We start from the raw sequence: 24,225 nt of genomic DNA, 5'->3' as shown, positions 1-24,225 counted from the left end.
CCTCAATTTGAGGGATTTTTTTGTTATTTACAAAGTCTTGAAACTAGGAATCACCTTATAGTTCTTTAAATAAAAGATCTACCTGTTTTCTGGTGACTGTATCGGGACATATTTTATAAAATTCATTAAGTAAATCCATAGAAGACGGTTTTTTAGGATAATGATTGTTTTGAAGGAAATTTCTTAAGGCCTCATTCACCTTATCTTCCCCAAGCAATTCGCTTAATTTAACCATGGCTACAGCACCTTTTGAATAGGCGATATGAGGAGAATCTCCTGTCGCTCTGTAAATTGGTACGTTTTCAGACAGGCCTTTTTCGTTGTCATAAATTTGCTGATGCATTTTGATCCTTTCCTTCATTTTTTCGTTGCCATGCATTTTTTTGTAAAGCATCATTTCTGTATACATGGCCAGGGTTTCCGTGAGCATGACGTTGCCTTCTCTGTCATCAGGATCTATCTGGCTGTTTCCCCACCACAAATGGGAAAGTTCGTGTCCTGCAAGTTCATTGATAACGTCCTGCTCTTTATCGGCATGAATATTGGCATGGAAAATCATATCCTCAGGCATAAAGATGGCAGACGGGTAAGCCGTTGCCGCAAATCCTCTGGTAAAAGATGAAATTTCAGCAAAACTAACCGTTTTAAAAGGATATTCTCCGAAATTCTGCCTGCAGTAATCCAAAGTAATTTTTGCATTTTCAAGAAGATGATCTACATTTTCAAAATGTTTTTTGTGATAGAAAACATTCACCATAATGCCTTTATATAACATACTTTTTACTTGATAATCTGCCGAAGAAACGGCAAAGCGAAATGGAATATCTTCAGCTTTGTATTGGAAGTAACTTCGTCCCGACTTTGTCCATTTTTTAACCAAATCTCCAGTACCAATAGCTGTTTGGCTGGCTTCTGTGGAAACAGTCATATCTAATTTGATAAAATCCTTTTTAAAGACTTCCGGAGCTTCCGGTTTTTTAAGATCTCCGGCTTTCCCCAGATGATTTTTTTTCCGGAGTTGTTCATCCTGAATTTCTTCACCCTTCTGATAACCGATGGTAGGATAATATCTGCTGATCCGCATAAAAGAACCGTTTTCTATAATGGCGTTGAAGGATTGATGCCCGTTAACCGCATACCATTGATAAGACAGTTTAAAACTAAGGTAGGCTCTTCCCCCAGGTTGTATGGGCTGCCTTAATTCAACTTCTGATGTCTTTTCATTGACTTTTATTATTTCAGAACCGGCTTTAAAAATAGCAGATTGCAACTTCAGATCCGGATTAAAATTGACCAGAATTTTATCAATAGGTAGGTCTGTAAAATTGGTGAGTGTATATTTTCCGGTGATCTGGTATGAATTTTCCGAAGGATATAATGCAATTTCAGTACTAACATCTGTAATCTCCGGCTGAGGCAGATGTTCATACCTCTTAAAATCCTTTTCATACTGAGCAGCGGTTGCGACGGCTTTTTCTTCATCTTTCGGAATGTAGCCTTTCATAAAAAATGTTCCTGCACAAATTCCTGAAATAAGTAAAAGAAAGCTGGATGTAATGGTGATAAGATTAAACTTTTTTGATCTGATGAGCTTATTGAGCATCCAGAAAAATGAAATGACTCCGGCTCCGAATAAAATTCTTTCTGCAAAGGCATATCCATAGACTCCATATCCATTAAAATCACTGTAACTCCCTGTGAAATCTGAAAATATTCTTAATAAAGGATACGGGATTAATTTACCGGAGGCCGGACCAGTCAGCAGAAATACCGCAAGAATGGAACCCCCTAAAGCAATAAATCTATTTCGAATTATATTATTGAGCAACAGAATGAATCCTGAGAAGAGAATCAACGGAAAAGTATTGAAGAGGAAAACACTCAGATAAGCATTCCAATCGATATGAAGATACTGATAAGCCGCCTGAAACAGGATCCCTTCAGTAATTAAGATTCCCGAAAAAAGGAATAACAGGATACTGATAGCAATGAAATGTCCTGTCATTTTGCTTTTTGAAAAGAAAGTACTGTTTTCGATCAGAGAAAACCCGGATAAACGGCTTCTCCAGCATAAATCATTAATAAAATAGGCAGAAAGAAGGAATCCAAACAGCGGAAAGTTTTCCGAAATGGTGGTTGTCATCAGGCCGGAACCTGCATACTTCTGCGGAAGACGTATTCCTTTTTCAATCTCAGCATACATTTCCATTCCGACGAAGAAAAGTAGCAGGATGGAAACTGCAGGAATACTTATGCTTCTGAAAAGGTAAAGCAAATCAATTTTTGCAAAAGAAAGGATGGACTTCGGAACATTTTTTTTACCAAAATCTACTTGTGATACCATATAGTGGATCGATGAAATATTTTGGTTTTCAGAACCTGAGGTCATTTTCTTTGTTTTTTGTTTTGAAACAGATGAAAAAGAAAATAAACGGTAGGTAAGAAAGAGAAATAGAACCGCCATAAAGAAAAAGACGACTCTGTTGACTAATAAATATCCTGTAAAATGGATTAATGAAGTGTTTTTTTGATGAACAGAATATCCTCTGGCTTCAAAAAAATAAGCGGACAATCCAAACGGATCTGCAAGAGCGGAAAATTGCTGGGTCTCTACCGACTGAGGTAAACTTCCTGTCATAAATGGTGAATTGGAAAAAACTAAAATGACCATATACAGAACATAGAGCAGAAGCCCACCCACTACAGCCAGCAGCTTTTTCTTTGCTACTAATGAAATGAAAAACAGAAAACTGCATACAAAAAAACAGTTGATGATTCCAAAAATCAACATAGGATACAGATAATACCCTAAACAGAACTCATTCTGCATTTCACTTCCTGTCCGCATGATTTGACCTAAGAGGAAACCGGCCATTAAAAAGAAAAAGCTTAAGAAGGTCTGCAAAAAATAAGTGCTGAATTTTCCACTCAGATAAATCCACTTAGAAAAAGGAAACGAAAACAGCAGAACATCAAATTTTGAATCTGAGTCTTTAAAAAGCAGCTGTACCGCAAAGATAACACCAATAAATATAATGGAAAGACTCAGCATTCCAGTCATAAAACCAATCGTATACGGGGAATTGAGATAGATTCCTTCTCCCACCGTGAGATTGAAATTGTTACCGCAAAAGATACCAATACCGACTAAAATAAAGACAATAAGGTAAGCTGGCCAGTGCTTGATAGTGCGTCTGGCTTCAAATAAAAATAAGGCATTCATGATTATGGTTTTTGGGTGAGCGTATGGAAGTAAACGTGTTCCAGAAGAGGATTTACAGCATAGAAATCTTTCGGCTTTTCTTCTGAAAATACCGTAATGTGGAGTTCTCTTTCGATCAGCTGACGGCTGATGATCTCATGGCTGGAAAGATAATTTTCCAGTTCGGTTTTGTCAATCGGTTTGGACCAGATTCTGTTGTCCAGTTCAGAAATTAGTTCTGCAGGTTTCCCTTGTCTTAATATTTTTCCTTTGTTCATGACTGCCATTTCCGAGCATAGATTTCTTACATCTTCCACCAAATGGGTGGAAAGAATGACAATCACCTCTTTACTGATATCATTCAAAAGAGAATTGAAACGGTTACGTTCTTCAGGATCAAGGCCTGCAGTAGGTTCATCTACAATAATGATCTTAGGGTTTCCCAAAAGGGCCTGAGCCACACCGAAACGCTGCTTCATTCCCCCGGAAAAAGTATGAACTTCTTTTTTTCTGAAATCTGAAAGGTTGACTTTTTCAAGCAGGCTCAGGATCTGTTCTTTACGTTCGGTACTGTTGGTAATCCCTTTTAACACGGCGATGTGCTCCAGAAGATCATATGCAGAAACTTTCGGATAGACTCCAAAATCCTGCGGAAGGAAACCGAGATTCTGTTTGATGGCATCAGGGTCTTTGGAAACATCAGTTCCGTTGAAAATAATATTTCCGGAAGTTGGTTTCTGCAGTCCAACAATGGTTTTCATTAAAGAAGATTTTCCGGCACCATTCGGACCTAATAATCCGAACATACCGTTCCTGATCTCAAGCGATAGGTCTGTAACCGCCTGATAGCCATTTTTGTAAATGAGGCTAAGATTGTTGATAGATAAAGTATTCATATGATAAGGTTTGGATAATAAAGGGGTAAGGCAGACCGTTATGGTTGCTCAAAGTAGATACTAGATTTCAGATATCAGACGTCAGATATCAGGCTGAGGATAAGATTGAGGGTGAGAGAATGTCAATGGTGAATTTCGCTTTGCGAGTGAAGTGTGAATGGAGTCAAGATTTTAGATACTGGATGTCAGACATCAGATTTCAGACTCTCAAACGACCAGCCACTAACTATTAACTAGCCACTACTTTTACACTCATAAATCCTGAAGCACTCCGACTCTCAAACTCGCCTTCTATTCCCGATACTCCAGAATATCTCCAGGCTGGCATTCCAGAATTTTACAAATCGCTTCCAGGGTATCGAAGCGAACCCCTTTAGCTTTGCCGGTTTTAAGAATGGAAAGGTTAACAGGTGTGATCCCTAATTTTTCTGCCAGTTCTTTACTCTGCATTTTTCGCTTGGCTAGCATGACATCTAAGTTGACTATGATCGGCATTATATAAATAGGTCTTGTTCGTTTTGCAAATGTAGTCCTTGCTTAAAGATATTCGCAAGAAACAGACAGAAAATTCCAAGCATGAAGTGGATAAACACCAGTCCCCAGATCATATTTTCCACTTCCACAAAAAAACTTGCGGCCACCACCACCGGTAGCGGAATGAAAATATTATATAGGTAAAATCTCTTAAGCCGAAGTATATTTTCTTTTGTAAACAGTTTTGACTGAAAAAATACTCTGAAAACGATCGCCGAAAGCCAGAAAAAAATTCCGTAGGAAAATAAAACCAGTAAAAATGAAAAGATAATATACGGATAGTTATGTTCAATATTCAGAAACGGCTGTTCTGTAAAAGGATAATTGATGTGAAGATACTGATCATTCTTGTACGGAGTCACTGCAAAACCAGTGGTAAGAGAGACAATAGAATAGACAAAAGTGATCAGATAACCTGCCGAAAGTACGGAACAGATATAATACAGAATTCTCGAAATAATTTTGGTCTGGTTCATGGCAATACTCATTTAACTATTGCAAATGTATAATTAATTATCGTAAAACAATAATTAATTTAAATAAAAATATATTTTGTGACGCTCATATGAAGATTGAAAACGGAAAATTATGCGTTGTTTAATATGTTTTTTGCCTACATTTAAATGATAAAAAAAATAATGGCATACAGTATTGAACTTGCAGACAGAGTTCGCGAACGGCTTTCGAAAATTCCTGATCTTGAGATCCTGGAAAAGAAAATGTTCAGTGGATTATCATTTTTGGTCAATGATAAAATGTGTATCAATGTGAGTCACGACAATCTGATGTGCCGTTATCATCCTGATCTGGAAGAGGAAGTTTCAGAAAGAACCGGCTTTCTTCCGATGATTATGAAAGGAAAGCAGCTCAAAGGATATTGCTATGTAGAAACTGTGGGGTTTCAAAAACAAGATGATTTTGAGTACTGGATAAAAATATGCCTGGATTACAATACAATAGCCAAAGCCTCAAAGAAAAAATAATCTTAATATTCCTAACACTTTTAAAATTTTACTATTAAGGTAACGTTGAGTTATTAAGAATATTAAGATTTAACAATATAATTTTTCACGGATCTCTATTAAGATTTTTTCCGTCTTTTTTATATCCGGATCATCAGGAAGGAAAGAAACGGAATGATGATGTTCTATAGACTTGATCAGATCTTCAGCTTTTTGCATTACTTGTTCATAAGACCAGTTTCCGGCTTTGATATCAAGCAGCTCTTCTCTGTTGTCTACGCGGATCTGTAAAGAGTTTGTTTTAAAAATATGCTCACACGACTGCAAAAGACGAATCGTATGCATCATGTTTTTGCTGTCGTAGTTCTGACCATGTTCCTTATTAACATTATAACGGTCTTCATTTCGTTCGGAAACCCATTTCCAGTATTCCTTATAATCTTTACAATAGGTGGAGTAGGCGTCAAGGTTGCAGTAGAGATAGGCTGTTGGCTTTTCATCTTTAGGAACGGAAGACAGAGAAACCTGATTGGCTTCCTCATGCTGTATGATTCCTTTATAATCCAAGTTTCCTGATTCATCATAAAACAGGGCATGCATTCCTTTGGTATTCCCAATATTGGTAAGGCCACACTTTTCCTGAACTTTTACATTTTCTGAGAGCCATTTTTTCAGAGGAACTGACCCCGGACCGTCGAGAATATAACAGAAATCAAGAACCGATTTTCTTTCTTTTTCTATTGGATTGAGGATCTTTTTGTTGAGCCCTTTGGCTTTTTTTATTTGCGAAACAGCATATCCGGCAAAGGTATCTTTACATAGTTTAGACAAGAAATCCTCCGGACGAAGGAGATCGATTATTGAATTTTTTTGAAGAATACAGTCTTCCGGACTTGCCAGCATTTCCAGGATATTGGGATTGTTTTTCTGTAATAATTCTACAAATCTCCCGATTTCATAATAGGTAATGTCGTTTGTTTCATTAGAGATTTGCGGGATATAATTCAGACCGAAAAAATCTTCTTTCGGCAGATAATAAACCCCACGGATATCGGTATCCGATTTTTCTGTAGCTAATCCGAAAGCACGGCTTCCGGAGATGGCTTCGAAGAGGATGAGGTTTTTGTTTTTTAGGGTTTGGATGGTCATTTTAATTAATTTAAATATTTTTTTATTTCAAACTTAAATAATTCTGGTTTTGATAATAAATATTTTTCAAATTTATGACTGTTTTTTGTACTTAAATTACCATTCCTATCCAACAAAAGATTTGATATTTGATCATCTTTTATTAATTCAGAAACACAACTAATACTTAATCCAAAACGAACTAAGTTAATTGTTGTTTCGTCAGTTGTACCATATATTATTTTTAGATAATAATTGTTTGTAATAATTTTGAAATCATTTAAAAACGAAATTAACTGAGTTAATTTATAACCAACAAAATCTTCTTCGATCTTCAATTTTACAATTGCTAAATTTATCAAATCGACATTTTCGCCAGATAAATCAACGTATACTTTTTGTTGATATCTTTTTTTATCATCATTATAAACTGATACTCTTCCAGCTTCTTCACTTGTTAATTCTCCATAGCTAACACCAATATATAGATAAGGATCATCTGTTCTTGATTTCTTTTCAAAATAATCTTTTGTTGAGATAATTCTTTGATTTAAATGAAGATGTTGTGTGATATATATATAGTTATTATAATAATTTCTAGCTTTTTCTTCGTTAAGACGGGCTATTTCAAAATCAGAGATATTCTCAGTTTGATTTTTAATAAATATGTTATAAATAATTTCTACAATTTTATCTTCTGTATTAAATTTATAAGTTTCAATATTCTCAATGATTATATCAATACTTAATTTAATATCTTTATAGTAATTACTTATAGAATTTTGTATGCAATATCTTTTTATTTTTTCAAATTGATTTTTAGGTTCTTCTAAAATAAAATCAGAAAAATCATTTAATTTTTTGTCTTCTAGTTTTTGTTTTTCCTTTTTTTCTACTTTATTTTCACCCGAAAATTCTAAATTTTCAATATCATAATTTTGAGATAAAGGATTCTCAATAGTGTCTTTAACTTTTTCCCTATTTAAAATTTCTAAAGTACTTTTCATAGAGTTTTTTCCTTGGAACTTATCATGATCTAAAAAGTGTATTTTAGATATTAGTTTATCTATATTACCATTTTTAAAAATAAAATTAAGTCTATTAGCTCTGCCGATAAGATTTATCAAATCATTATAAGTAATATTTTTTCTACCTACTCGATTATTTGTTATAAAAATTGTTTCAATTGGCATATTTATTCCTTCAAGAACAACCTTATTAGCAATCAAATATTTGATACTATCAATTTCTTTATATTTACTTTCTATATATTCTTTAATTATATTGGGAATTTTACCATGTAAATATATTATCCCTTTTTGTAAGAATTTAATAAGTTTAAAATCTTTATGAACTTCCTTTTTTAAAACCTCAGAGATTTTCATAATCTCGTAATCCTCATTTTTTAAAAAATCAAGATTATGATATAGATATTCAGCAAATTGTTCTATGAGTGGTGGCTTATTTTGATAAAAGAAATTTTTTCGTAGTAAATTCTTTTTAATATATTCAATATAGATAAGTTTAGTATCAATTAAATACCTTTCTCCTGAAAATCTATCGAAGAAAAAGCTTTGCCTTTCTGTAAAATGAAAAAGTTCAAAACTTTTAAAATCATGATTAATTTTTCTTACTGATATTTCATCTTTTGACGTTTTTATTATCTTTAAATTATTTGAAGATTCAATTAACGGGGATAAATAAATTATTTTATGATTATTGTTTCTTTTATAGTTTAATTGTACAATCCTGGCTAATATGTAACTTCTTGCATCTCTTCTTAGAATATTATGTGCTTCATCAATAAATAGTATATCAAAACAATTTTTTGCATTTTTATTTAAAATACGAGTAGCTCTTTCTTGAGTTAATATTCCAATAAAATTTTCTTCACTATTATACATTTCATCGTGTAAAACCAGTTTATAATCTTTGGAAAGCTCTTTAAGGTCTAAATATGTTTGGACAAGTAGTGATTTTGTAGGAACAATTACAGCTACTTTCTTTGGGTTATTAATTTTTATGTACTCTTTTATTATAGAACTTTTTCCATAAGATGTAGGAGCTATGTAAGCAATTTCATTTTTATCATGATTTATAATTTTTTTTCTCGAATTATTTTGCTCAAAACTTTCTATGTAACCTGGCTGTAATTCATAGTCTTTCTTAAAAAAAGTATATGTGAATAAATCTAATAAAACATTTTTATTTTTTAAACTTGATGATTCTTTTTCTAATTTTAAAAGAGTTCCAATTATCGGATAAAACCCTAATTGAATTGATATATCATACAAGGGTTGATAAGTATTATAAGACAGACAATATTTTAAAATAATATAATAACCAATTTTAAAAAATGATGAATATCTTTTATCAGAATCATATAATTGAAAAAATAATAAAGCGCATTTTAAAATAAATTCTTTTTCATCAATATTTAATTTTATGTTTAGGCAGAGCTTCTGAAAAATATTTTGAAAGTCCTTATTATTTCTAAGGTTACGTAATTGCTGTATATCTTTTTCCATAAATTAGCTATTGATATAGTTTACAAAATCAGCAATGCTCTTTTTGTTAATACATATGATATTAATCTTTTTTGCCTCAATTTTTTTTGATTCACTCTTAAATTTATTTTCTAAATCTTTTATATCAATTATTTCCCAATTATCACTTAGATAGATTGTAGAGCATGGGATTATATTGAATTCTTTTATTTTGTGTTTTCTGTTATTTATGAAATCAGAGCTTAATTTTTTTACGTTTTCAGATAATGATTTATTTGGATTTGCAATTTGAATATGATTTTTAGCATTTTCCCACGGATCATTTACTTTGTCTTCTTCGCTAGATTCCAATTTTGTTTTAATATCCTTATAAGCCTCATTAATTTTGCTTTTATGACTTTTTTTATTGTTGGTCGTTGATTTGCTTTCAACAATCCAAACTTCATTATTTAGAAGATATAAACCATCAAAACCCTTTTTGGGACCATTCTCTTCTAAATTTTTGAATAAAGAATATTGTTCAAATTTTATATATCTTAAATACAAATGACAAATAAATTCTGCAATAAATCCATTTTTTGCTCTTTCTTCTTTTCCTTTCTTATCAATCCAAATTTTGATTCTTTTCTTTACATCTCTTAAATCTTCGTCATTTAAAGGTCCATTTCTAATAAAACCGATTTCATCCTCAATAAGTTTTACCAGATCATCAGAATAATTTTCAATATTTAAAAAATGTAGAGTAACTTTTTCTGAAAGTGAAATTTGGGTTTCTTGGAAAATGGCCATTTGTTTTTGCTCTAAATTAAATATTATTCACGATACATTCAATATACTATATTTAAGTTACAAATATATTCCCAATTCATAAAAAAAGATTACGGACATCCGTAATCTTTTAATCTACATCAATATCTCCCTAAAAACCCTCTCCATCTCACCTTTATCCGATTTTCCTCCTCTAAGACTCTTAGACCTTTCTTCATTTTCCAAAACGGTATTCTCTAAAAATCCAAAAAGTTCCCAATCGTTCGGGTGATAGTAGGATTCTCCTTTGGTGGCTTTTAAAGCGATAAGATCCTCTATTTTAGTTTTTGTATCACGATCAACTAAAACCAGCAATTCGCTGAACAAAACAGGGGGAACCGTTCCTTTTTCGATGATCCATTTTCCGGTCAGTGCCGTTCTTAAACAATAAAAATAGCTTTTCAGTTTCACTTCATCACTTCTGCAGGCTTCCAGGTATTTTTTACTCATACTCAAATAGTGGTAAGAAACTGCTATCGGAGAAAAACAGGCATCTGCCAGAGGAGTGAACAGCTCCAAAAACTTCTCGTTCTTTTTGTAAACGATAGGTGAATAAAACCAGCTCAATAAAGCTGCATTCGATTTCAGCAAAAGATGAAAAGTTTTTCGAAGATCCCATCCGGAACCGTCCAGATCATCCGCAGTCATAAATTCTATCGTCTCGTCTTTATCCCACGGAGAAAGATACCAATCTTTTTCATGTCTGTAGATAAAACGTATATCATAATCACTATCCGGAGATGCAAAACCCCAGGCTCTGCTTCCCGATTCTACGGCCAATAGGACTTCTATTCCGCGCTCTGCCTCTATTTCTTTTATTTTTTCTAGTATTTTTGGTGTCATTGTATTCAATTTTAAGGCAAAGTAAAAACAGTAGTGCGCAGTGTTTTTGCGTTGTGGGGTTAGGGTTTGGGGTTTGAGAGTCGGAGAGTTTTTAGGGTTTGCGATTTTGTAGATGTTGTATGCGTGTTTAAAGATAGTTATAGTGATGAGTTTTCAGGATATGAAATACGATCTCGTTATGGTTCTTAAACTTACTCTCAGCCTTTACCTTAGCCTCAGTCTAAAATTTCATATCTGCTCGCGGAAATCTGACGTTTAAAATCTTGATTCTTGGCTCTTGTTTCTTGACGCTCTCCCTAATTTCACTAATATTGCAACTTGACAATTCAATTCAAACTACGTATACATCCATGTTAGCAGAAAAATTACAACATACAATAGATTTCAAAACAAAACCTTTGGGAGCATTGGGGCAGTTGGAACATTTAGCCCACAAAATAGGAATGGTTCAGAAAACGGTTTCGCCGGAACTTTTAAACCCGCATATGGTGGTTTTTGCGGCTGATCATGGGATTGCTGCTTCGGGAGTAAGTGCCTATCCACAGGAAGTTACCTATCAGATGGTGATGAATTTTCTGGGTGGAGGTGCTGCGATCAATGTGTTCTGTAGACAGCATAATATGGCCATTAAGATTGTTGATGCCGGAGTGAATTTCGATTTTCCTGAAGGTTTGGAGCTGATTGATAAAAAGGTCAGAAAGTCCAGCCGTAATATGTTGGAAGAACCTGCGATGACTGTGGAGGAATACCAACAGGCTTTGGAAAACGGAAGATCTGTAGTGTCAGAAATTGTTAAAACAGGCTGTAATAGTATTGGTTTCGGAGAAATGGGAATAGGAAATACTTCCGCTTCTTCATTAATGATGAGCAGACTGTTTGATATTCCGCTTGCCAGCTGTGTGGGGAGGGGAACAGGGTTGGATGATAGTCAGCTGCTGCATAAAATTCAGATTTTGTCGGAAGCAATTGAAAAATATCCGGATGTTGAAACGGCAGATGAAATTGCACAAACGTTTGGCGGATTGGAAATTGTGCAGATGATGGGAGCAATGGAAGAGGCGTATCGGCAGAACATGCTGATCATGGTTGACGGATTTATTGCAAGTGTTGCCGCCGCCGCTGTCTGGAAAAAGAATCCTCAGATTCTCGACCACTGTATTTTCTGCCATGTCAGCGACGAAAATGCGCACCAAAAGCTTTTGGAATTATTGGGACAGCAAGCTTTACTGAATCTCAATCTGCGGTTGGGAGAAGGAACAGGTTGTGCATTGGCCTATCCACTGATCCAAAGTGCCGTTAATTTTCTGAATGAAATGTCAAGTTTTGAAGATGCTCATGTTTCAAATAAAGAATAAATGAAAGCCATAAAAAACGAACTCATCTATTTTGCAACCGCTCTGATGTTTTTCACAAGAATCCCCATTCCTTTTAAGGTGCCCTATTCCGGTGAAATTATGAACAGATCACAGAAATATTTCGCATGGGTAGGGCTTTTAGTGGGTCTGGTTAACGCAGTTGTCCTATACCTTTCCTATCATCTATTTAATCTGGATATTGCCATTATTTTAATGATGATCTCCAGTGTTTTACTGACCGGAGCGTTTCACGAAGACGGCTTTACGGATGTTTGTGACAGTTTTGGTGGTGGATATGGCAAAGAAAAGATCCTTACCATTATGAAAGACAGTAGGGTAGGTGCTTACGGAGCGGTTGGAATCGTATTGCTGTTTGCACTGAAATTCTTCAGCCTTCAGGCTTTGGGAAATGTAGATGTACTTCAAACTATGGGTATTATTGTTCTCGCTCATACTGCAAGCAGATTTATTTCCGGAACCATGATCTATACCCATCGTTATGTGACGGATATTGATGTAAGCAAATCAAAACCTTTAGCCAATAAACCTTTGGATGGAGGAGCATTGGTTATAAGTTTTATCAGTGTCTTAGTTTCCTTTCTTTTGATCCCTGACTGGCGATTGATTCTCGCTTTTGCATTAGCTTATTTGGGAAAGGTAGGTATGGGCTGGTATTTTAAAAAACATATCGGAGGATATACCGGCGACTGTCTGGGATTCGTACAGCAGGTGACTGAAGTTTTGTTTTACTTAGGAACAATGATCGTATGGAAATTCATTTGATCCGGCACACGGCGGTAGAGAATCCGGAGCATCTGTGCTATGGTTTTTCCGATATACCTTTACGAAATGATTTTGCTGAAGATTTTAAGGCATTAAACTTTGATGAAAACTTTGATCTTATAATCTCAAGTCCATCTCAGAGATGTACACTTTTAGCAGATTATTTTAAATTGAATTATAAAACTGATGAAAGGCTTCGGGAAATGAATTTCGGTGACTGGGAAATGACGAAATGGACAGATATTCCGGAAGAAGAAATCACTCCATGGTACCATGATTTTGTCAATACAAAAGCTTCCGGTGGGGAAAACCTCTTGGAAATGCAGTCCCGCGTATTGAATTTCTGGAACGAACTTACGGCTGAAAAATTTACCGATAAAGTATTAATTATTACCCATGCCGGAGTGATCCGTTTGATTATACAGTCGATTTTAGAGTTTCCTCTGGAGAATATATTTAAAATACAGATCGATTACGGAAAGAAAGTGATCATTCAGATGAATGAAGGATATTTTTCAGTGCAGAAGTTAAATGTATGATTGGGTTTTAATCGCAGATAGGTAAATTTTAAAGATAAAATCCTTGCGCATTTGTGATTAAAATAACTAAATATAATTCAAAAAAAAGAGGCTCTACACAGGAGTGACGGCCTCTTTTCAATAAAATTAAATTCTAACTACTTATAGGTTTAAGCACTAATCTGCTTGGGTCCTTTTCCTTTATCTGCTTCTTTTTTATCTAATCTCTCAGATATTTTTTTTACGATATACTCTATCGCAATAGGGGCTATAATTGCAATCAATGCTTTAAATATTCTTGATTTCATAGTAAGATTTTTTAATGTGCAGATTAATACAATTTCTGAGCCATTTTGAAATTTTCTTTACAGATCGGTGTTTTAGAGGATGTGATATTTTATAGTAATCATTGTATGTTGTAGGAAACCACCCCGTCAAAAATTCTTTGAATTTTCGCTACCCTATACGGGAGGGGAATTCCAATCCTACAACTTCCAGTCATCATGAAAATCGTAAATTTTCAAAGAACTTAAGTGATCTTCTTTCAGAAATCCTGTTACGTAAAAATAACTAAAGTGTTTAAAAACTTTTGTCCCTTTTGGGGTGAAAAATATCAGTGTTCATCAGGAATATCCAGTTTCTCATAGTTTTTAAATCCAGCACTAAACTTCTCCTGTAATCGTAACCTTAGTTTTCTAGGCTTGTGAACGATCAGAGACTCTCCAAAACCAAGCAGCAGTCTTTCCAGTTCAAAATTGATTTGTACACAAATCTTAAATAATGTCCCTTCCTCCGTTTCATTGATAATCTCCTGACTTTTGTGGAGCGGTTTTGTTTTTACATACGGAGCATTGTGGGAGTCTACAAAGAAAATAACATTCCTCGGAGCCATCGTATCCGAAACCGTAACGCCCACAATATCTTTGAAATATTCATCACCGTCCAGATCCTGATCAATATATGGAACATTTTCCTCGGGATCAATGCTTTCCATACGATCCAGGGCTAAATTGTACATTTTCCCTTTGTGCTGGCAGATCAGGAACCAACGGTTGTTAAATTCCTTCAATAATTGAGGATGAACCACATAATTGCTGGATTCCCTGGCGGTAAAACTTCTGTAAAGAATATTCAGAACTTTTTTGTTGGAGATACTTTCGTAAAGAATATCGATATGTTCAAGACCTTTCAGCTGTTCATTTTTATCCAGATGAATAATGGATTTCTGGCCTGTAGAATGGATAGAATCTTCCAGTTTCTGAATCACCCCGTTCATCTCTTTGAACATGGAAAAATCCTTGAACTGCTTCAGAATCTGAACGGCATTATTCATCGCTTTCAGATCACTTTCGTTCACCGAGATATTGTGGATGCTGTATTCAGAGTCGCTGTATCGGTAGTATTTCCTTTCGTATACTTCAATCGGTGCTTCATACCCGAATTTTTCACTTCGCATATTCTGCAGATCAAGCTGAACAGTTCTCCTGCTTACGTAAGATTCTTTTCCTTCAAATTCAAACAGGGCATCAGAACACGCATCAATAAGATCTTCCAGCGTGTACTTCCTGTATTTGTTCTTAAGGCATTTGTCTAATGTTTTGTAGCGGATAAGTGCGTTTTTATTGGATGACATGGTTTTGTGATTTTTTGGTGAACGATGGTGAATGATGAATGATGAATTATGAATGATGAATTTTACTTCGCAAGTCGATTTTTAATCGTTTTCAAATTGACCATTCACTTGCGAAGCAAACTCACCATTCACTTATCTAAAATATTTCTCTTTCAACGCTTCTCCCTCAAAAGAAACTCCATCCCATCCATATTCCATAAAGTTTCTGATGTTCTGGTGATCAGTTCCTTCAGGATTTTTTAGAACGTCTTCTCTGTAAAACTCTCCGAAAAGAGGAAGCACCTGCTCTTTTGGCAATCCCTGAAGCTTTGCAAAACTGAAAACCTTGCATGAACCGTTATTCTGACCGGCTTCATTCATTGTATTTCCGTTTTTAAATTCTGTAGGGGTGAAATCATAATGTTTGTCAATATGAGCAATAACCTCTTTGAACTGAATGGTGTCAGGATTGTCTTTGAGTTGTTCTAATAACATAATTTTTTAATTTTATGGGTTGGATTGTAATAAGCAATGGAGCTTTCTTCCTTTCTGCAAAAATAATTAAAATAATTTTATCTACGCAGAATTATTGCGCACCTGTGTTATTACTTTGCATTATCAAAATGAAAAAACAAATGGAATTTAACGGAAATCACCTGATTGAATTAGGATACAGACCAGCCAAATGGTTTAAAGATGCCATTACACATATCAACGAAAATAATCTGGATGAAGTTCAGATCAAAGAATATCTGGATCAGTTTAAACAGCCCGATATCATTCCGCTTCATGATACAGCGAAAGATTTTATCATCAACATCAGAGCTGAACATGAAAGTGAAGTGGATAACGTAGAAAAAGTGATCAATACGATGAAGGTCTTAATGAAAACCCCTACGCTAACGGCTGGTGCTCTGATGCCGGATGCCTGTCCTACAGGACCGGAAGGTTTGATTCCGGTAGGTGGAGTCGTTGTAGCTAAAAATGCAATTCATCCTGGATTTCATAGTGCAGATATCTGTTGTTCTGTGATGCTTACTGATTTCGGAGACGCCGATCCTAAGGAAGTATTGGATGCTGCTCACTCTGTGACGCATTTTGGATACGGAGGGAGACCGAGAGGAGAACAGATGCCGATGTCTCAGGAACTGATGGATGCATTCAGAGAAAACTACTTCTTAAATGATGAAAAACTGATCAGCATCGCCCGTTCTCATATGGGAACTCAGGGAGATGGAAATCATTTTCTGTTTGTTGGAACCTCCAAAAATACCGGAAATACAATGCTGGTTACCCATCACGGATCAAGAGCTCCCGGTGCTGCCCTTTATGATAAAGGAATGAAGGTTGCCAACCGTTTCAGACAGGATATTTCTCCTGAAACTTTGAGAGAAAATGCATGGATCCCTTTCGATACGGAAGAAGGACAGGCCTATTGGGAAGCCCTTCAACTGATCAGAACATGGACTAAGGAAAACCATACGAATATTCATGATGCGGTTTTAAATAAACTGGGTGCTGAAAAGCAGGATAGATACTGGAACGAACATAACTTCGTTTTTAAAGACGGTGATCTGTTTTACCATGCGAAAGGAGCTACTCCGCTGGATGATAAATTTATGCCGGATATCACTGGACCAAGACTGATCCCATTGAATATGTCAGAACCTGTTTTGATCGTTCAGGGAAAAACGAACGAAAGAAACCTTGGATTTGCCCCTCACGGAGCCGGAAGAAATTTCAGCAGAACACAGCATAAAAAATCATTGGCCCATAAAACGGTTGAAGAAATCTTCGATGAAGAAACCCAGGGACTGGATATCCGTTTCTTCTCCAATGAAATTGATATCTCCGAACTGCCAACCGCTTATAAAAGTGCTAAAAACGTAAGAGCGCAGATTGAAGAATACGGACTTTGTGAAGTTCTGGATGAGGTGTTGCCTTACGGATGTATCATGGCAGGTGATGTGGGTAAAAATGCACCCTGGAAGAAAAAGAAGAAATTCAGAAAAGCATAATTCTTCAAAATCTGATTATAACGATGCCTAAACCTTATAGGTTTCTAAAATCTATAAGGTTTATATTCTCAATGATGATTAACCTATAAAAAGGCTTATAAAATAATCAATAGTAATGGGGCAGTAGCTCAGATGGTAGAGCAATGATCACTTTCCGCTATTGGCAGACAAAGTTCCTATGGTACATGGGTCATAGGTTCGATTCCTGTCTGCTCCACAATACTGATGAAAATACTTATATTTGAACTATTGAAGTTGTTTTCATCAGTAAAAAAAATAATAAGGCATACAGAGTTCCTATAATTGGTAATTACTCTCCGCCTTTTCTCAAAATAATAGGTAAAAGGAGTTCCTATATTGTTTCTTTAAAAACCATACTCCTCACTTATTTAATTTTTATCAAGATGAAAACACTTCAATTATTTAATGCCGTACTGGCCAAAAAAACGGCAAGTACACCCTTTATTTCTGACACAGGTTTTGTGATCGAAGCAGATGCTGTTTGGGCTAAAGACCAGATCATTAAATTTTACAGAAAGGAAAAATTAAACGGAAATGATCTGAACAAGACCTTCCATAAATCCTGGCAGAAAATAAAACAAAGTACCAGAATAGAGTTGTTCATCGAGCAGCTTAAACATTATATTTCTACGTATGGAAGCCATTTTCAGGATCAGATTTATATTCCTGATGAAATATTGAATGTTCCTAATACAAAGCTGGTTTTCAAACTAATTAAAGCGTATTCTGAAGAAGAAATGACTGAAAAATGTCTTTCACTGCTGAAGTCGGGAATTGCTCTGAATGAACAAACAACTAATGATCTGCTTTCTGTTTTAACGAAAGAACTGAATTATACTTTTACAGGAGCAGAAAATATCAGAAACAAGGAAGCGATCGTTAAAATAGCGGATCTGTACCAGGTTTATCCTGTGAATCCCGTAGAATTTTTCAGATACGTGATTTATAAAACGACGGATACGACACTTTTAATTAAAAATGAAGAGTTGATCAAAGCGATTAAGGAAAGCAAATTTAACCCATCAGCTTTATTTGAAAAATATGGATTAGAAAGACTTGCTCAGATTTTCAACAGATTCAAACCGTTGTTTTTAGCGTATAAAAAAAGATCATCTAAAACCATCAATAAAATATCAAAACTGTCGAAAATCCATCATCAGCCATTGGTTTCCAATCCCCTGAATGAAGCAACGCATACGCTGCTGGAAAAAAATGACCTGCACTGGCTGGATCATGCCACTCCTTTTGCGTTGTTTAAAGCATTATCTGCCTGTTATTTAAGGATGTATGGTCAGGATACCTTTGTTTATAGAATCAGAAATGGAAAATCTTGGGTGAAAACCGGAAAGGCAGGGACGGTAGGTGGAAAGAACTATGATTTTATAATGAATTATTTAAAATCAAGATTTGATCTTTCCGGAAAGAAGTTCTATTTCCCTGAACATGTAGAATTCGGATTGCCGACGTCTGAAAAAATGTTTGTAGGAAACATCCCTGCCGGAACAAGATTCCTGGGTGAAAAACTGGCTGTCGGGATTTATTGGGAAGATGGATGGGGAGCCAATGATCTTGATCTTTCGGGATTGAATATAGGAGGAAAAACAGGTTGGAATGCAGCCTATAATCAGAATAACGGAAGTCTGATGTACTCCGGAGATATGACCTCTGCGCCCAAAGGTGCCGTAGAATATCTGTATGCTTCCCACGGGTTGAATGTTCCGACATTAATTATGAATAATGTCTATTCCGGAAGTTCGGATTGTGGGTATAAAATTGTTATAGGAAAAGGAGACCATATTTCGAGAGAATATATGATGAATCCTGATCATGTTTTTGCAGAAGTGAAATGTAACTCCGTTCAGAGACAGACTGTTCTGGGAATGCTGCTTCCGAAAGGCGGAAAACAGTGTTTTGTCCTCCTTAATTTTGGAGCCGGACATGCTCATGTTTCAGGAAATTCCGAGATTTCGTTAATGGCTACGGAAGCGCTTTACCAGCAGTGGTACGAACCCATTTCCTTTAATGGGCTTATCACAGAATTAGGAGCAGAGATTACTTCTGAAAAAGAAGAAGCTGACTTCGATTTCTCATTACAGAGCCTTGAAAAAGATAGCTTTACAAAGGTTTTTAGGTAATATGAAATATATCAAAAATTCCAGACTTCATAGGTTTCAAAAACCTGTGAGGTTTATTTATCACATGGAATACACTGCCATTTTGATTAATACTCAGAATGGTAGTTTTATTAAATCTATCATATAAAATCATAGATTCCATTTTTCCAGCCCAATACTTTGGAAGAATCTGCCTTCAGCCAGTTTTTGAGAATCGTAGCGTAGACTTTTCTGAAATCTTCCGTGTAAATCAGATCCCCTTCATTTAATTTCTGCAGATCGGGAAGAGCATTCAGAAGTCCTTTCTTTTTAAGACCTCCACTGATAAAAAACATCTGATTGGCCGTTCCGTGATCAGTTCCGTTGCTGGCATTCTGAGCGACGCGACGTCCGAACTCTGAAAAAGTCATCAATAAAACATCATTGAAAATACCGTTACTTTTTAAATCAGCTACAAATGACTTTACGGCTTCATTAATGTCGCTAAAGAGTTTTGCCTGTCTTTCATTCTGGTTTACATGGGTGTCAAAACTTCCCACAGAAAGATAATAAACCTGGGTATTGATGTCAGATTTAATCAATGATGCCACCGTTTTAAAATCCTTTCCCAGTTGAGAATTGGGATACGTCTGATCTGTCTTTTTTAATTTACTTTTTTCAAAAATATACTCTGCATTATTGATGGTGGATCCAAGCGTCTGGTATAAATAAGAAACCGTTTCATCATCGTGATGGTGGTCATATAAAGATTTGAAATACTTCTCCTGACTCGTCTGATAAAGCCTTTTAGGATCTTTGAATGCAAATGCTTTATTGTTTTCTCCCTTCAAAGCGAGGCTCAGCATATCATCTACTTCCAGAGCCTGTGTCGGATGTTCACACTGATAGCATTCTTCATCCAGAAAACGTCCCAGCCAGCCTGTTTCAAGAAATTCGTCACTTTTACTTGCTGAGTGCCAGATATCCATACTTCTGAAATGTGACTTGTCAGGATTTGGATAACCTACATTATTCATAACAGAAAGTTCACCATTATCGTATAATTCTTTAAAATAAGATAGCGCCGGATTGATTCCCGTTTCATCATTCAATGGTAAAGAATTCCTGATGGAAATATTATTTCTTTCCTTAAAATAAATATCATTTTTCGTGGGAATAATCGTGTTTAAACCATCATTCCCACCTGTAAACTGCAGTACGACAAGAATTTTCTGATTCGGCTTCAAAGCGTCATCCAATGTCATTGCTTTCAGAAAATTGGGCATCATCAGTGATGCGGTGGCCAATGAACTTATTTTAAGGAATTCTCTTCTTTTGATTAACATGATTTTTCTTTTTTAGGTTGCAGGTTGTAGGGCTTGACTGCGTTTTATTAATGTTTGGTGTTTTTTTATTCACTTTTTGGGGAGCAGATAATAGCTTGCTGGTGTTGGGTTGCAGGTTGCGGAATTGAATCTCAATTTTAATAATGCTTGTACTTCTTATCAATATTTTTAAGCAAGAAATAATAAATCAAAAGCTGCAGAGCCAAACGGCAATCATTATTACCTGCTACCTGCAACCTAACATCTGCTACCTAACACAACTGATATTCCGGCGTAGACATCAGATTAATAATATTCATTTTAATGCTCTTATCTGAAAAATTCTTCACAGAATTCATATCGAGGGTTTTCGTATTCTGGATGAGGTACTCTTCACAGTTTTTATCAGCAAAGACCTTTTCCAGTCTGCTCCAGTCAATCGTGATATTAGGATTTTTAAAAGATTTGTTCATGGCAGTTTCACGGGATTTCATACCCATGTCGATGTCGTCGTCCTGACGGGGACTGTATTCCAAAGGTCGCAATCCGGACCATATCTGCGGAATCTGAAGCCTGACCATCAGGGTAGAACTGTCTATCCACGATTTTCCATTGGGCCATCCGGCGACGTTGGGTGGGTAGAGAAGCATCTGACCAAGCAATTTCTGATAAACGATGAGGTTTTCAGGATTTTGAATGTTCATCGGGAGCATCCGCATCATTCCAGCCATTAGTTCTATCGGGGATTTTATTCTGTTTCCGATATTCTTTTGATCATAGAACCATGTGCTTGAAAATATGTCGTTCATGAGTTTTTTGAGATCATATCCGGATTGGTAGAAATCTGTACTCAATTGTTCTACAATAGTGTTGTCGACTTTTTCATTAACGAAAAACTTATATATTTTGGTCGTAATAAACGTAGCGGTTGCTTTTTGTTCGAGGATGATGTTTAAAATATCCGTTCCGGTAAAATTTCCGGTTTTCCCCAGAAATGTTTTGGTTCCGTCATCGTGAAGATTTTTTCTTTCCTTAAAATTACCTTCCTTATCATAACCCCAACCGGTAAATGCTCTTGCGCCTTCCCTGATGTCTTTTTCTGTATAATTTCCTCTACCCATCGTAAACAACTCCATGACTTCGCGGGCAAAGTTTTCATTGGGATGGTCCTTTTTATTCTGCTGATTATTGAGGAAATTCAGCATGGCAGGAGACTGACTGACTTCAAAGAGAAGATCTTTAAAATTTCCCAGGGCATTCTTCCTTATCGTATTGAGAAGCTGTTTGCTGAATTTTGAATTGTTAACTCTGCATGCGAAATGTCCGTGCCAGAAAAAGGCCATCTTTTCTCTCATCTGATCCTTACTGTTCACCATCTGGTTGAGGAAATTCAGATTCAGTTCATTGTTTTGTTCCCGAATGATCCGCTGCATTTCCTTTTTCTTTTCAGCCGGTGTTCTGCTGTCCATCATATCATCTGAAATGGGAATATCAGGTGTATCATAGTTGATTTCTGTAAAGCTTTGTTCTTTAAACAACTCATTCACCAGCGTTTTTGTAGTCTTGTTTTTCAGATCTCCGATCTGATTGATTCCGGCTCCGAAACCGGCACGCCAAAGAAGATGTTTATGATGTAAGAGTGAATCGGCCATGTTGAGAGAATTTAATATTTTGATGACGTAGAAATAGAAAGGTTAAAATCATAACGGTTAAGAATTCGTAATAGTATTAATTTTAAGATTTAACTTAAACAATCATTTAATTTTAATATAAATTAACATACTGGTAATCATTGTTTTGTATTTTTTTTGAGTGTTAAAATCAAAAAAAACGCCTTCCTTGGCACGATTTTTACAGCTTATTCGATTAGTAAAATTTAAAATTAGAGTTATGAAAATGTTAAAACAAACAATATTGCTGGCTGGAATCTTAACAGCAGGTATCGTAAGCGCGCAAAGCTCGAAGATGAACAATATGATCAAAGTTGGCGCCAATGTTGGTTTAGCAGTTCCCGCAGATAATCTTTCCGCAGCTGCAGGTGTAGATGTATCTTATCAGAATTTGATTACTCCGGGATTTGGATTAGGTATTGCAACAGGATATACTCATTATTTTGGAAAAAGTAACAACGGTTATGATAACAATGATGTAGGGGTAGTTCCTGTAGGAGCTTTAATTAGAATCTATCCTAAACAGACTGGTTTCTATTTTGGAACAGACTTAGGATATGGATTCCTTGTAGGAAATGAAAAAGTAGCTTCCAATAGTTCTGCTGACAGACCGGACGGAGGTTTCTACATCAAGCCTGAGATCGGATATCACAACAGAGACTGGAATTTCTTCGTACAATACCAGAAAGTTTTTGTAGGAGATAAAGGGGATATCGCCGGACAGGACTACAATGTGGGGAATATCGGACTTGGTTTCGGATACAATATTCCATTAGGAAAGTAGTAAGATTTATATATAAACAATTATTAGCCAAACCTTTTTATTAAAATAAAAAGGTTTTTTGCTTCCCTACAGGATTTACAAAAACTATTATTATATTTGATAAAATTTGAGGTTATGATTTTGAATCCAAAATTTCCGCTTTATTTACCAGGAGTAGAGAACAGTAATAATGATAATGTTACTATCATTGGGGCAAGTCTCCGTGAAGATATAACCATCTTAGGCTATTTTGTTTCCAGTAACGGAGGTCTTGAGATAAAAATTCAGAATGAATATAGTACGAAAGACTATGCATCATTTTCTGATATATTAAAAAAATTCATTCAGGATAATCAGCTGGAAAATGTAAAACGTTTGTCAATGGCCGTACCAGGACCTGTGATTGATGGGAAAAGTAGCCCTGCAAGATTGGGCTGGGACTTAAATATTGAAGAATATACCAGAGATTTCGGATTTGAGAAAGGAGATATGCTGAACGACCTTGAAGCTTCTGCTTACGGAATGGCGCTTCTTGAAGACAACGATTTGGACCCAATCTATACCAGTGGTCATCTTGAAAAAGGAAATGTAGCCATCCTGGCACCCGGAAACGGACTGGGGGAAGCCGGATATTTCTTCGATGGAAAATACCTGAGACCTTTCGCAACGGAAGGCGGACATTCAGAATTCTCACCGAGAACGAATGTGGAGGTAGAATTTTATCAGTTCTTAAACAATATCTACGGTATTGTAAGCTGGGAAAGTGTACTGTCTAAAACAGGTCTTTTCAATATCTACAGATTCTTAAGAGATGTAAAAAGACATCCTGAGCCGGAATGGCTGGCCGAACGTATTTCTGGAGGGAATTTCGTTCAGGAGATTTACAAAGCTGCTGTAGAAGAAGATGTATTGATCTGTAAAATTGCTTTAGATACTTTCATAGAATTCATGGCAAGAGAAGCGAACAACCTTGTGTTAAAGCTTAAAGCTACCGGAGGATTATTGATTTCAGGAGATATTCCACAGACCATCAGAGAATATATCGACAAAGGAAAATTCTATGATAAGTTTAAGATAAGCGACAAGATGGAGGAAATGCTTAAAAATACGCCGATCTATCTGGTTAAACAGAACCATACGGCATTAAAAGGCGCCGCATTATACACTGCTTACTATCAAAATTAAAAT

At 35.7% G+C, this 24,225-nt stretch carries 21 protein-coding genes and 1 tRNA gene; 9 read left to right on the top strand and 13 right to left on the bottom strand.

Annotated features, from left to right (window positions below; translation table 11 throughout):
- Window positions 1-55: 55 nt before the first annotated feature.
- The 4 genes from NZD88_RS04180 to NZD88_RS04165 all read right to left on the bottom strand — a co-directional run bounded on the left by NZD88_RS04180 (window position 56) and on the right by NZD88_RS04165 (window position 5,108).
- Entirely contained in the window at window positions 56-3,223 is a 3,168-nt protein-coding gene (locus tag NZD88_RS04180; protein WP_259827685.1) for an ABC transporter permease/M1 family aminopeptidase, read from the bottom strand.
- A gap of 2 nt (window positions 3,224-3,225) precedes the next feature.
- Complete coding sequence (locus NZD88_RS04175; RefSeq protein ID WP_259827684.1) at window positions 3,226-4,098, bottom strand: ABC transporter ATP-binding protein; 873 nt, start codon at window positions 4,096-4,098, stop codon at window positions 3,226-3,228.
- Between the two features lie 291 nt (window positions 4,099-4,389).
- Entirely contained in the window at window positions 4,390-4,593 is a 204-nt protein-coding gene (locus NZD88_RS04170; protein WP_040995723.1) for a helix-turn-helix domain-containing protein, read from the bottom strand.
- Window positions 4,593-5,108 carry a DUF2975 domain-containing protein gene (locus tag NZD88_RS04165; protein WP_259827678.1) on the bottom strand — a complete coding sequence of 172 codons (516 nt, stop codon included), beginning with the start codon at window positions 5,106-5,108 and terminating at the stop codon, window positions 4,593-4,595. The genes NZD88_RS04170 and NZD88_RS04165 overlap by 1 nt, the downstream gene beginning before the upstream one ends.
- A 162-nt stretch (window positions 5,109-5,270) precedes the next feature.
- Here NZD88_RS04165 and NZD88_RS04160 point away from each other — a divergent pair, with 162 nt between their 5' ends.
- On the top strand, window positions 5,271-5,615 hold the full coding sequence (locus NZD88_RS04160; RefSeq protein WP_259827676.1) for a TfoX/Sxy family protein: 345 nt from the start codon (window positions 5,271-5,273) through the stop codon (window positions 5,613-5,615).
- 69 nt (window positions 5,616-5,684) lie between these two features.
- Here NZD88_RS04160 and NZD88_RS04155 read toward each other — a convergent pair whose 3' ends face one another.
- From NZD88_RS04155 to NZD88_RS04140, 4 genes are all read right to left on the bottom strand, one after another.
- The gene (locus NZD88_RS04155; protein ID WP_259827674.1) at window positions 5,685-6,743 is read right to left on the bottom strand and encodes a nucleotidyltransferase domain-containing protein; all 1,059 of its coding nucleotides are present in this window, start codon (window positions 6,741-6,743) and stop codon (window positions 5,685-5,687) included.
- Window positions 6,744-6,748: 5 nt separating this feature from the next.
- On the bottom strand, window positions 6,749-9,250 hold the full coding sequence (locus tag NZD88_RS04150; protein ID WP_259827672.1) for a DEAD/DEAH box helicase: 2,502 nt from the start codon (window positions 9,248-9,250) through the stop codon (window positions 6,749-6,751).
- A 3-nt stretch (window positions 9,251-9,253) separates the two neighbouring features.
- On the bottom strand, window positions 9,254-10,018 hold the full coding sequence (locus NZD88_RS04145; protein ID WP_259827670.1) for a Hachiman antiphage defense system protein HamA: 765 nt from the start codon (window positions 10,016-10,018) through the stop codon (window positions 9,254-9,256).
- A 114-nt stretch (window positions 10,019-10,132) separates the two neighbouring features.
- A complete protein-coding gene (locus NZD88_RS04140) occupies window positions 10,133-10,879 on the bottom strand; it encodes a nucleotidyltransferase domain-containing protein (protein WP_259827669.1) in 747 nt (248 codons plus the stop codon).
- Between the two features lie 350 nt (window positions 10,880-11,229).
- On the opposite strand from NZD88_RS04140, the gene cobT reads away from it, so the two are divergent.
- From cobT to cobC, 3 genes are read left to right on the top strand one after another with little or no spacing between them, the layout of a single operon-like run.
- Window positions 11,230-12,234, top strand: coding sequence for a nicotinate-nucleotide--dimethylbenzimidazole phosphoribosyltransferase (cobT, locus tag NZD88_RS04135; protein WP_259827668.1), 1,005 nt, complete (start codon window positions 11,230-11,232; stop codon window positions 12,232-12,234).
- Complete coding sequence (locus NZD88_RS04130) at window positions 12,235-13,017, top strand: adenosylcobinamide-GDP ribazoletransferase (protein WP_259827666.1); 783 nt, start codon at window positions 12,235-12,237, stop codon at window positions 13,015-13,017.
- A complete protein-coding gene (gene cobC, locus NZD88_RS04125; RefSeq protein WP_259827665.1) occupies window positions 13,002-13,556 on the top strand; it encodes an alpha-ribazole phosphatase in 555 nt (184 codons plus the stop codon). The genes NZD88_RS04130 and cobC overlap by 16 nt, the downstream gene beginning before the upstream one ends.
- A gap of 149 nt (window positions 13,557-13,705) precedes the next feature.
- Here cobC and NZD88_RS04120 read toward each other — a convergent pair whose 3' ends face one another.
- From NZD88_RS04120 to NZD88_RS04110, 3 genes are all read right to left on the bottom strand, one after another.
- On the bottom strand, window positions 13,706-13,843 hold the full coding sequence (locus NZD88_RS04120) for a hypothetical protein (RefSeq protein ID WP_259827664.1): 138 nt from the start codon (window positions 13,841-13,843) through the stop codon (window positions 13,706-13,708).
- Between the two features lie 305 nt (window positions 13,844-14,148).
- A complete protein-coding gene (locus tag NZD88_RS04115) occupies window positions 14,149-15,168 on the bottom strand; it encodes a helix-turn-helix transcriptional regulator (protein WP_259827663.1) in 1,020 nt (339 codons plus the stop codon).
- A gap of 132 nt (window positions 15,169-15,300) precedes the next feature.
- Entirely contained in the window at window positions 15,301-15,642 is a 342-nt protein-coding gene (locus tag NZD88_RS04110; RefSeq protein WP_259827661.1) for a HopJ type III effector protein, read from the bottom strand.
- A 140-nt stretch (window positions 15,643-15,782) separates the two neighbouring features.
- Here NZD88_RS04110 and NZD88_RS04105 point away from each other — a divergent pair, with 140 nt between their 5' ends.
- The 3 genes from NZD88_RS04105 to NZD88_RS04095 all read left to right on the top strand — a co-directional run bounded on the left by NZD88_RS04105 (window position 15,783) and on the right by NZD88_RS04095 (window position 19,321).
- Entirely contained in the window at window positions 15,783-17,165 is a 1,383-nt protein-coding gene (locus NZD88_RS04105; protein ID WP_259828377.1) for an RtcB family protein, read from the top strand.
- 117 nt (window positions 17,166-17,282) lie between these two features.
- Window positions 17,283-17,382 (top strand) — tRNA-OTHER (locus NZD88_RS04100).
- A gap of 187 nt (window positions 17,383-17,569) precedes the next feature.
- Window positions 17,570-19,321 carry a hypothetical protein gene (locus NZD88_RS04095; protein WP_259827659.1) on the top strand — a complete coding sequence of 584 codons (1,752 nt, stop codon included), beginning with the start codon at window positions 17,570-17,572 and terminating at the stop codon, window positions 19,319-19,321.
- A gap of 119 nt (window positions 19,322-19,440) precedes the next feature.
- Here the strand turns inward: NZD88_RS04095 and NZD88_RS04090 are convergent, their stop codons facing one another.
- On the bottom strand, window positions 19,441-20,625 hold the full coding sequence (locus tag NZD88_RS04090) for a DUF1501 domain-containing protein (protein WP_259827657.1): 1,185 nt from the start codon (window positions 20,623-20,625) through the stop codon (window positions 19,441-19,443).
- A gap of 251 nt (window positions 20,626-20,876) precedes the next feature.
- Complete coding sequence (locus NZD88_RS04085; RefSeq protein ID WP_259827655.1) at window positions 20,877-22,256, bottom strand: DUF1800 domain-containing protein; 1,380 nt, start codon at window positions 22,254-22,256, stop codon at window positions 20,877-20,879.
- A 238-nt stretch (window positions 22,257-22,494) separates the two neighbouring features.
- Here NZD88_RS04085 and NZD88_RS04080 point away from each other — a divergent pair, with 238 nt between their 5' ends.
- A complete protein-coding gene (locus tag NZD88_RS04080) occupies window positions 22,495-23,058 on the top strand; it encodes a hypothetical protein (RefSeq protein WP_169235679.1) in 564 nt (187 codons plus the stop codon).
- Window positions 23,059-23,172: 114 nt separating this feature from the next.
- Entirely contained in the window at window positions 23,173-24,222 is a 1,050-nt protein-coding gene (locus tag NZD88_RS04075; protein ID WP_259827653.1) for a glucokinase, read from the top strand.
- Window positions 24,223-24,225: the final 3 nt, after the last annotated feature.

It is taken from the genome of Chryseobacterium pyrolae, assembly GCF_025153485.1.
In the GTDB taxonomy this organism is placed as follows: domain Bacteria; phylum Bacteroidota; class Bacteroidia; order Flavobacteriales; family Weeksellaceae; genus Chryseobacterium; species Chryseobacterium antibioticum.
This window is presented reverse-complemented; position numbering and strand designations above follow the sequence as displayed.

What these genes read in the sequence shown, in the direction of transcription:
- NZD88_RS04095 (WP_259827659.1), top strand. Translation starts at nt 17,570, where the DNA reads ATGAAAACACTTCAATTATTTAATGCCGTACTGGCCAAAAAAACGGCA.
- NZD88_RS04105 (WP_259828377.1), top strand. Translation starts at nt 15,783, where the DNA reads ATGGAATTTAACGGAAATCACCTGATTGAATTAGGATACAGACCAGCC.
- NZD88_RS04075 (WP_259827653.1), top strand. Translation starts at nt 23,173, where the DNA reads ATGATTTTGAATCCAAAATTTCCGCTTTATTTACCAGGAGTAGAGAAC.
- NZD88_RS04130 (WP_259827666.1), top strand. Translation starts at nt 12,235, where the DNA reads ATGAAAGCCATAAAAAACGAACTCATCTATTTTGCAACCGCTCTGATG.
- NZD88_RS04170 (WP_040995723.1), bottom strand. Translation starts at nt 4,593, where the DNA reads ATGCCGATCATAGTCAACTTAGATGTCATGCTAGCCAAGCGAAAAATG.
- NZD88_RS04175 (WP_259827684.1), bottom strand. Translation starts at nt 4,098, where the DNA reads ATGAATACTTTATCTATCAACAATCTTAGCCTCATTTACAAAAATGGC.
- NZD88_RS04140 (WP_259827669.1), bottom strand. Translation starts at nt 10,879, where the DNA reads ATGACACCAAAAATACTAGAAAAAATAAAAGAAATAGAGGCAGAGCGC.
- cobC (WP_259827665.1), top strand. Translation starts at nt 13,002, where the DNA reads ATGGAAATTCATTTGATCCGGCACACGGCGGTAGAGAATCCGGAGCAT.
- NZD88_RS04090 (WP_259827657.1), bottom strand. Translation starts at nt 20,625, where the DNA reads ATGTTAATCAAAAGAAGAGAATTCCTTAAAATAAGTTCATTGGCCACC.
- NZD88_RS04115 (WP_259827663.1), bottom strand. Translation starts at nt 15,168, where the DNA reads ATGTCATCCAATAAAAACGCACTTATCCGCTACAAAACATTAGACAAA.
- NZD88_RS04080 (WP_169235679.1), top strand. Translation starts at nt 22,495, where the DNA reads ATGAAAATGTTAAAACAAACAATATTGCTGGCTGGAATCTTAACAGCA.
- NZD88_RS04110 (WP_259827661.1), bottom strand. Translation starts at nt 15,642, where the DNA reads ATGTTATTAGAACAACTCAAAGACAATCCTGACACCATTCAGTTCAAA.
- NZD88_RS04085 (WP_259827655.1), bottom strand. Translation starts at nt 22,256, where the DNA reads ATGGCCGATTCACTCTTACATCATAAACATCTTCTTTGGCGTGCCGGT.
- NZD88_RS04180 (WP_259827685.1), bottom strand. Translation starts at nt 3,223, where the DNA reads ATGAATGCCTTATTTTTATTTGAAGCCAGACGCACTATCAAGCACTGG.
- cobT (WP_259827668.1), top strand. Translation starts at nt 11,230, where the DNA reads ATGTTAGCAGAAAAATTACAACATACAATAGATTTCAAAACAAAACCT.
- NZD88_RS04160 (WP_259827676.1), top strand. Translation starts at nt 5,271, where the DNA reads ATGGCATACAGTATTGAACTTGCAGACAGAGTTCGCGAACGGCTTTCG.
- NZD88_RS04155 (WP_259827674.1), bottom strand. Translation starts at nt 6,743, where the DNA reads ATGACCATCCAAACCCTAAAAAACAAAAACCTCATCCTCTTCGAAGCC.
- NZD88_RS04120 (WP_259827664.1), bottom strand. Translation starts at nt 13,843, where the DNA reads ATGAAATCAAGAATATTTAAAGCATTGATTGCAATTATAGCCCCTATT.
- NZD88_RS04165 (WP_259827678.1), bottom strand. Translation starts at nt 5,108, where the DNA reads ATGAACCAGACCAAAATTATTTCGAGAATTCTGTATTATATCTGTTCC.
- NZD88_RS04145 (WP_259827670.1), bottom strand. Translation starts at nt 10,018, where the DNA reads ATGGCCATTTTCCAAGAAACCCAAATTTCACTTTCAGAAAAAGTTACT.
- NZD88_RS04150 (WP_259827672.1), bottom strand. Translation starts at nt 9,250, where the DNA reads ATGGAAAAAGATATACAGCAATTACGTAACCTTAGAAATAATAAGGAC.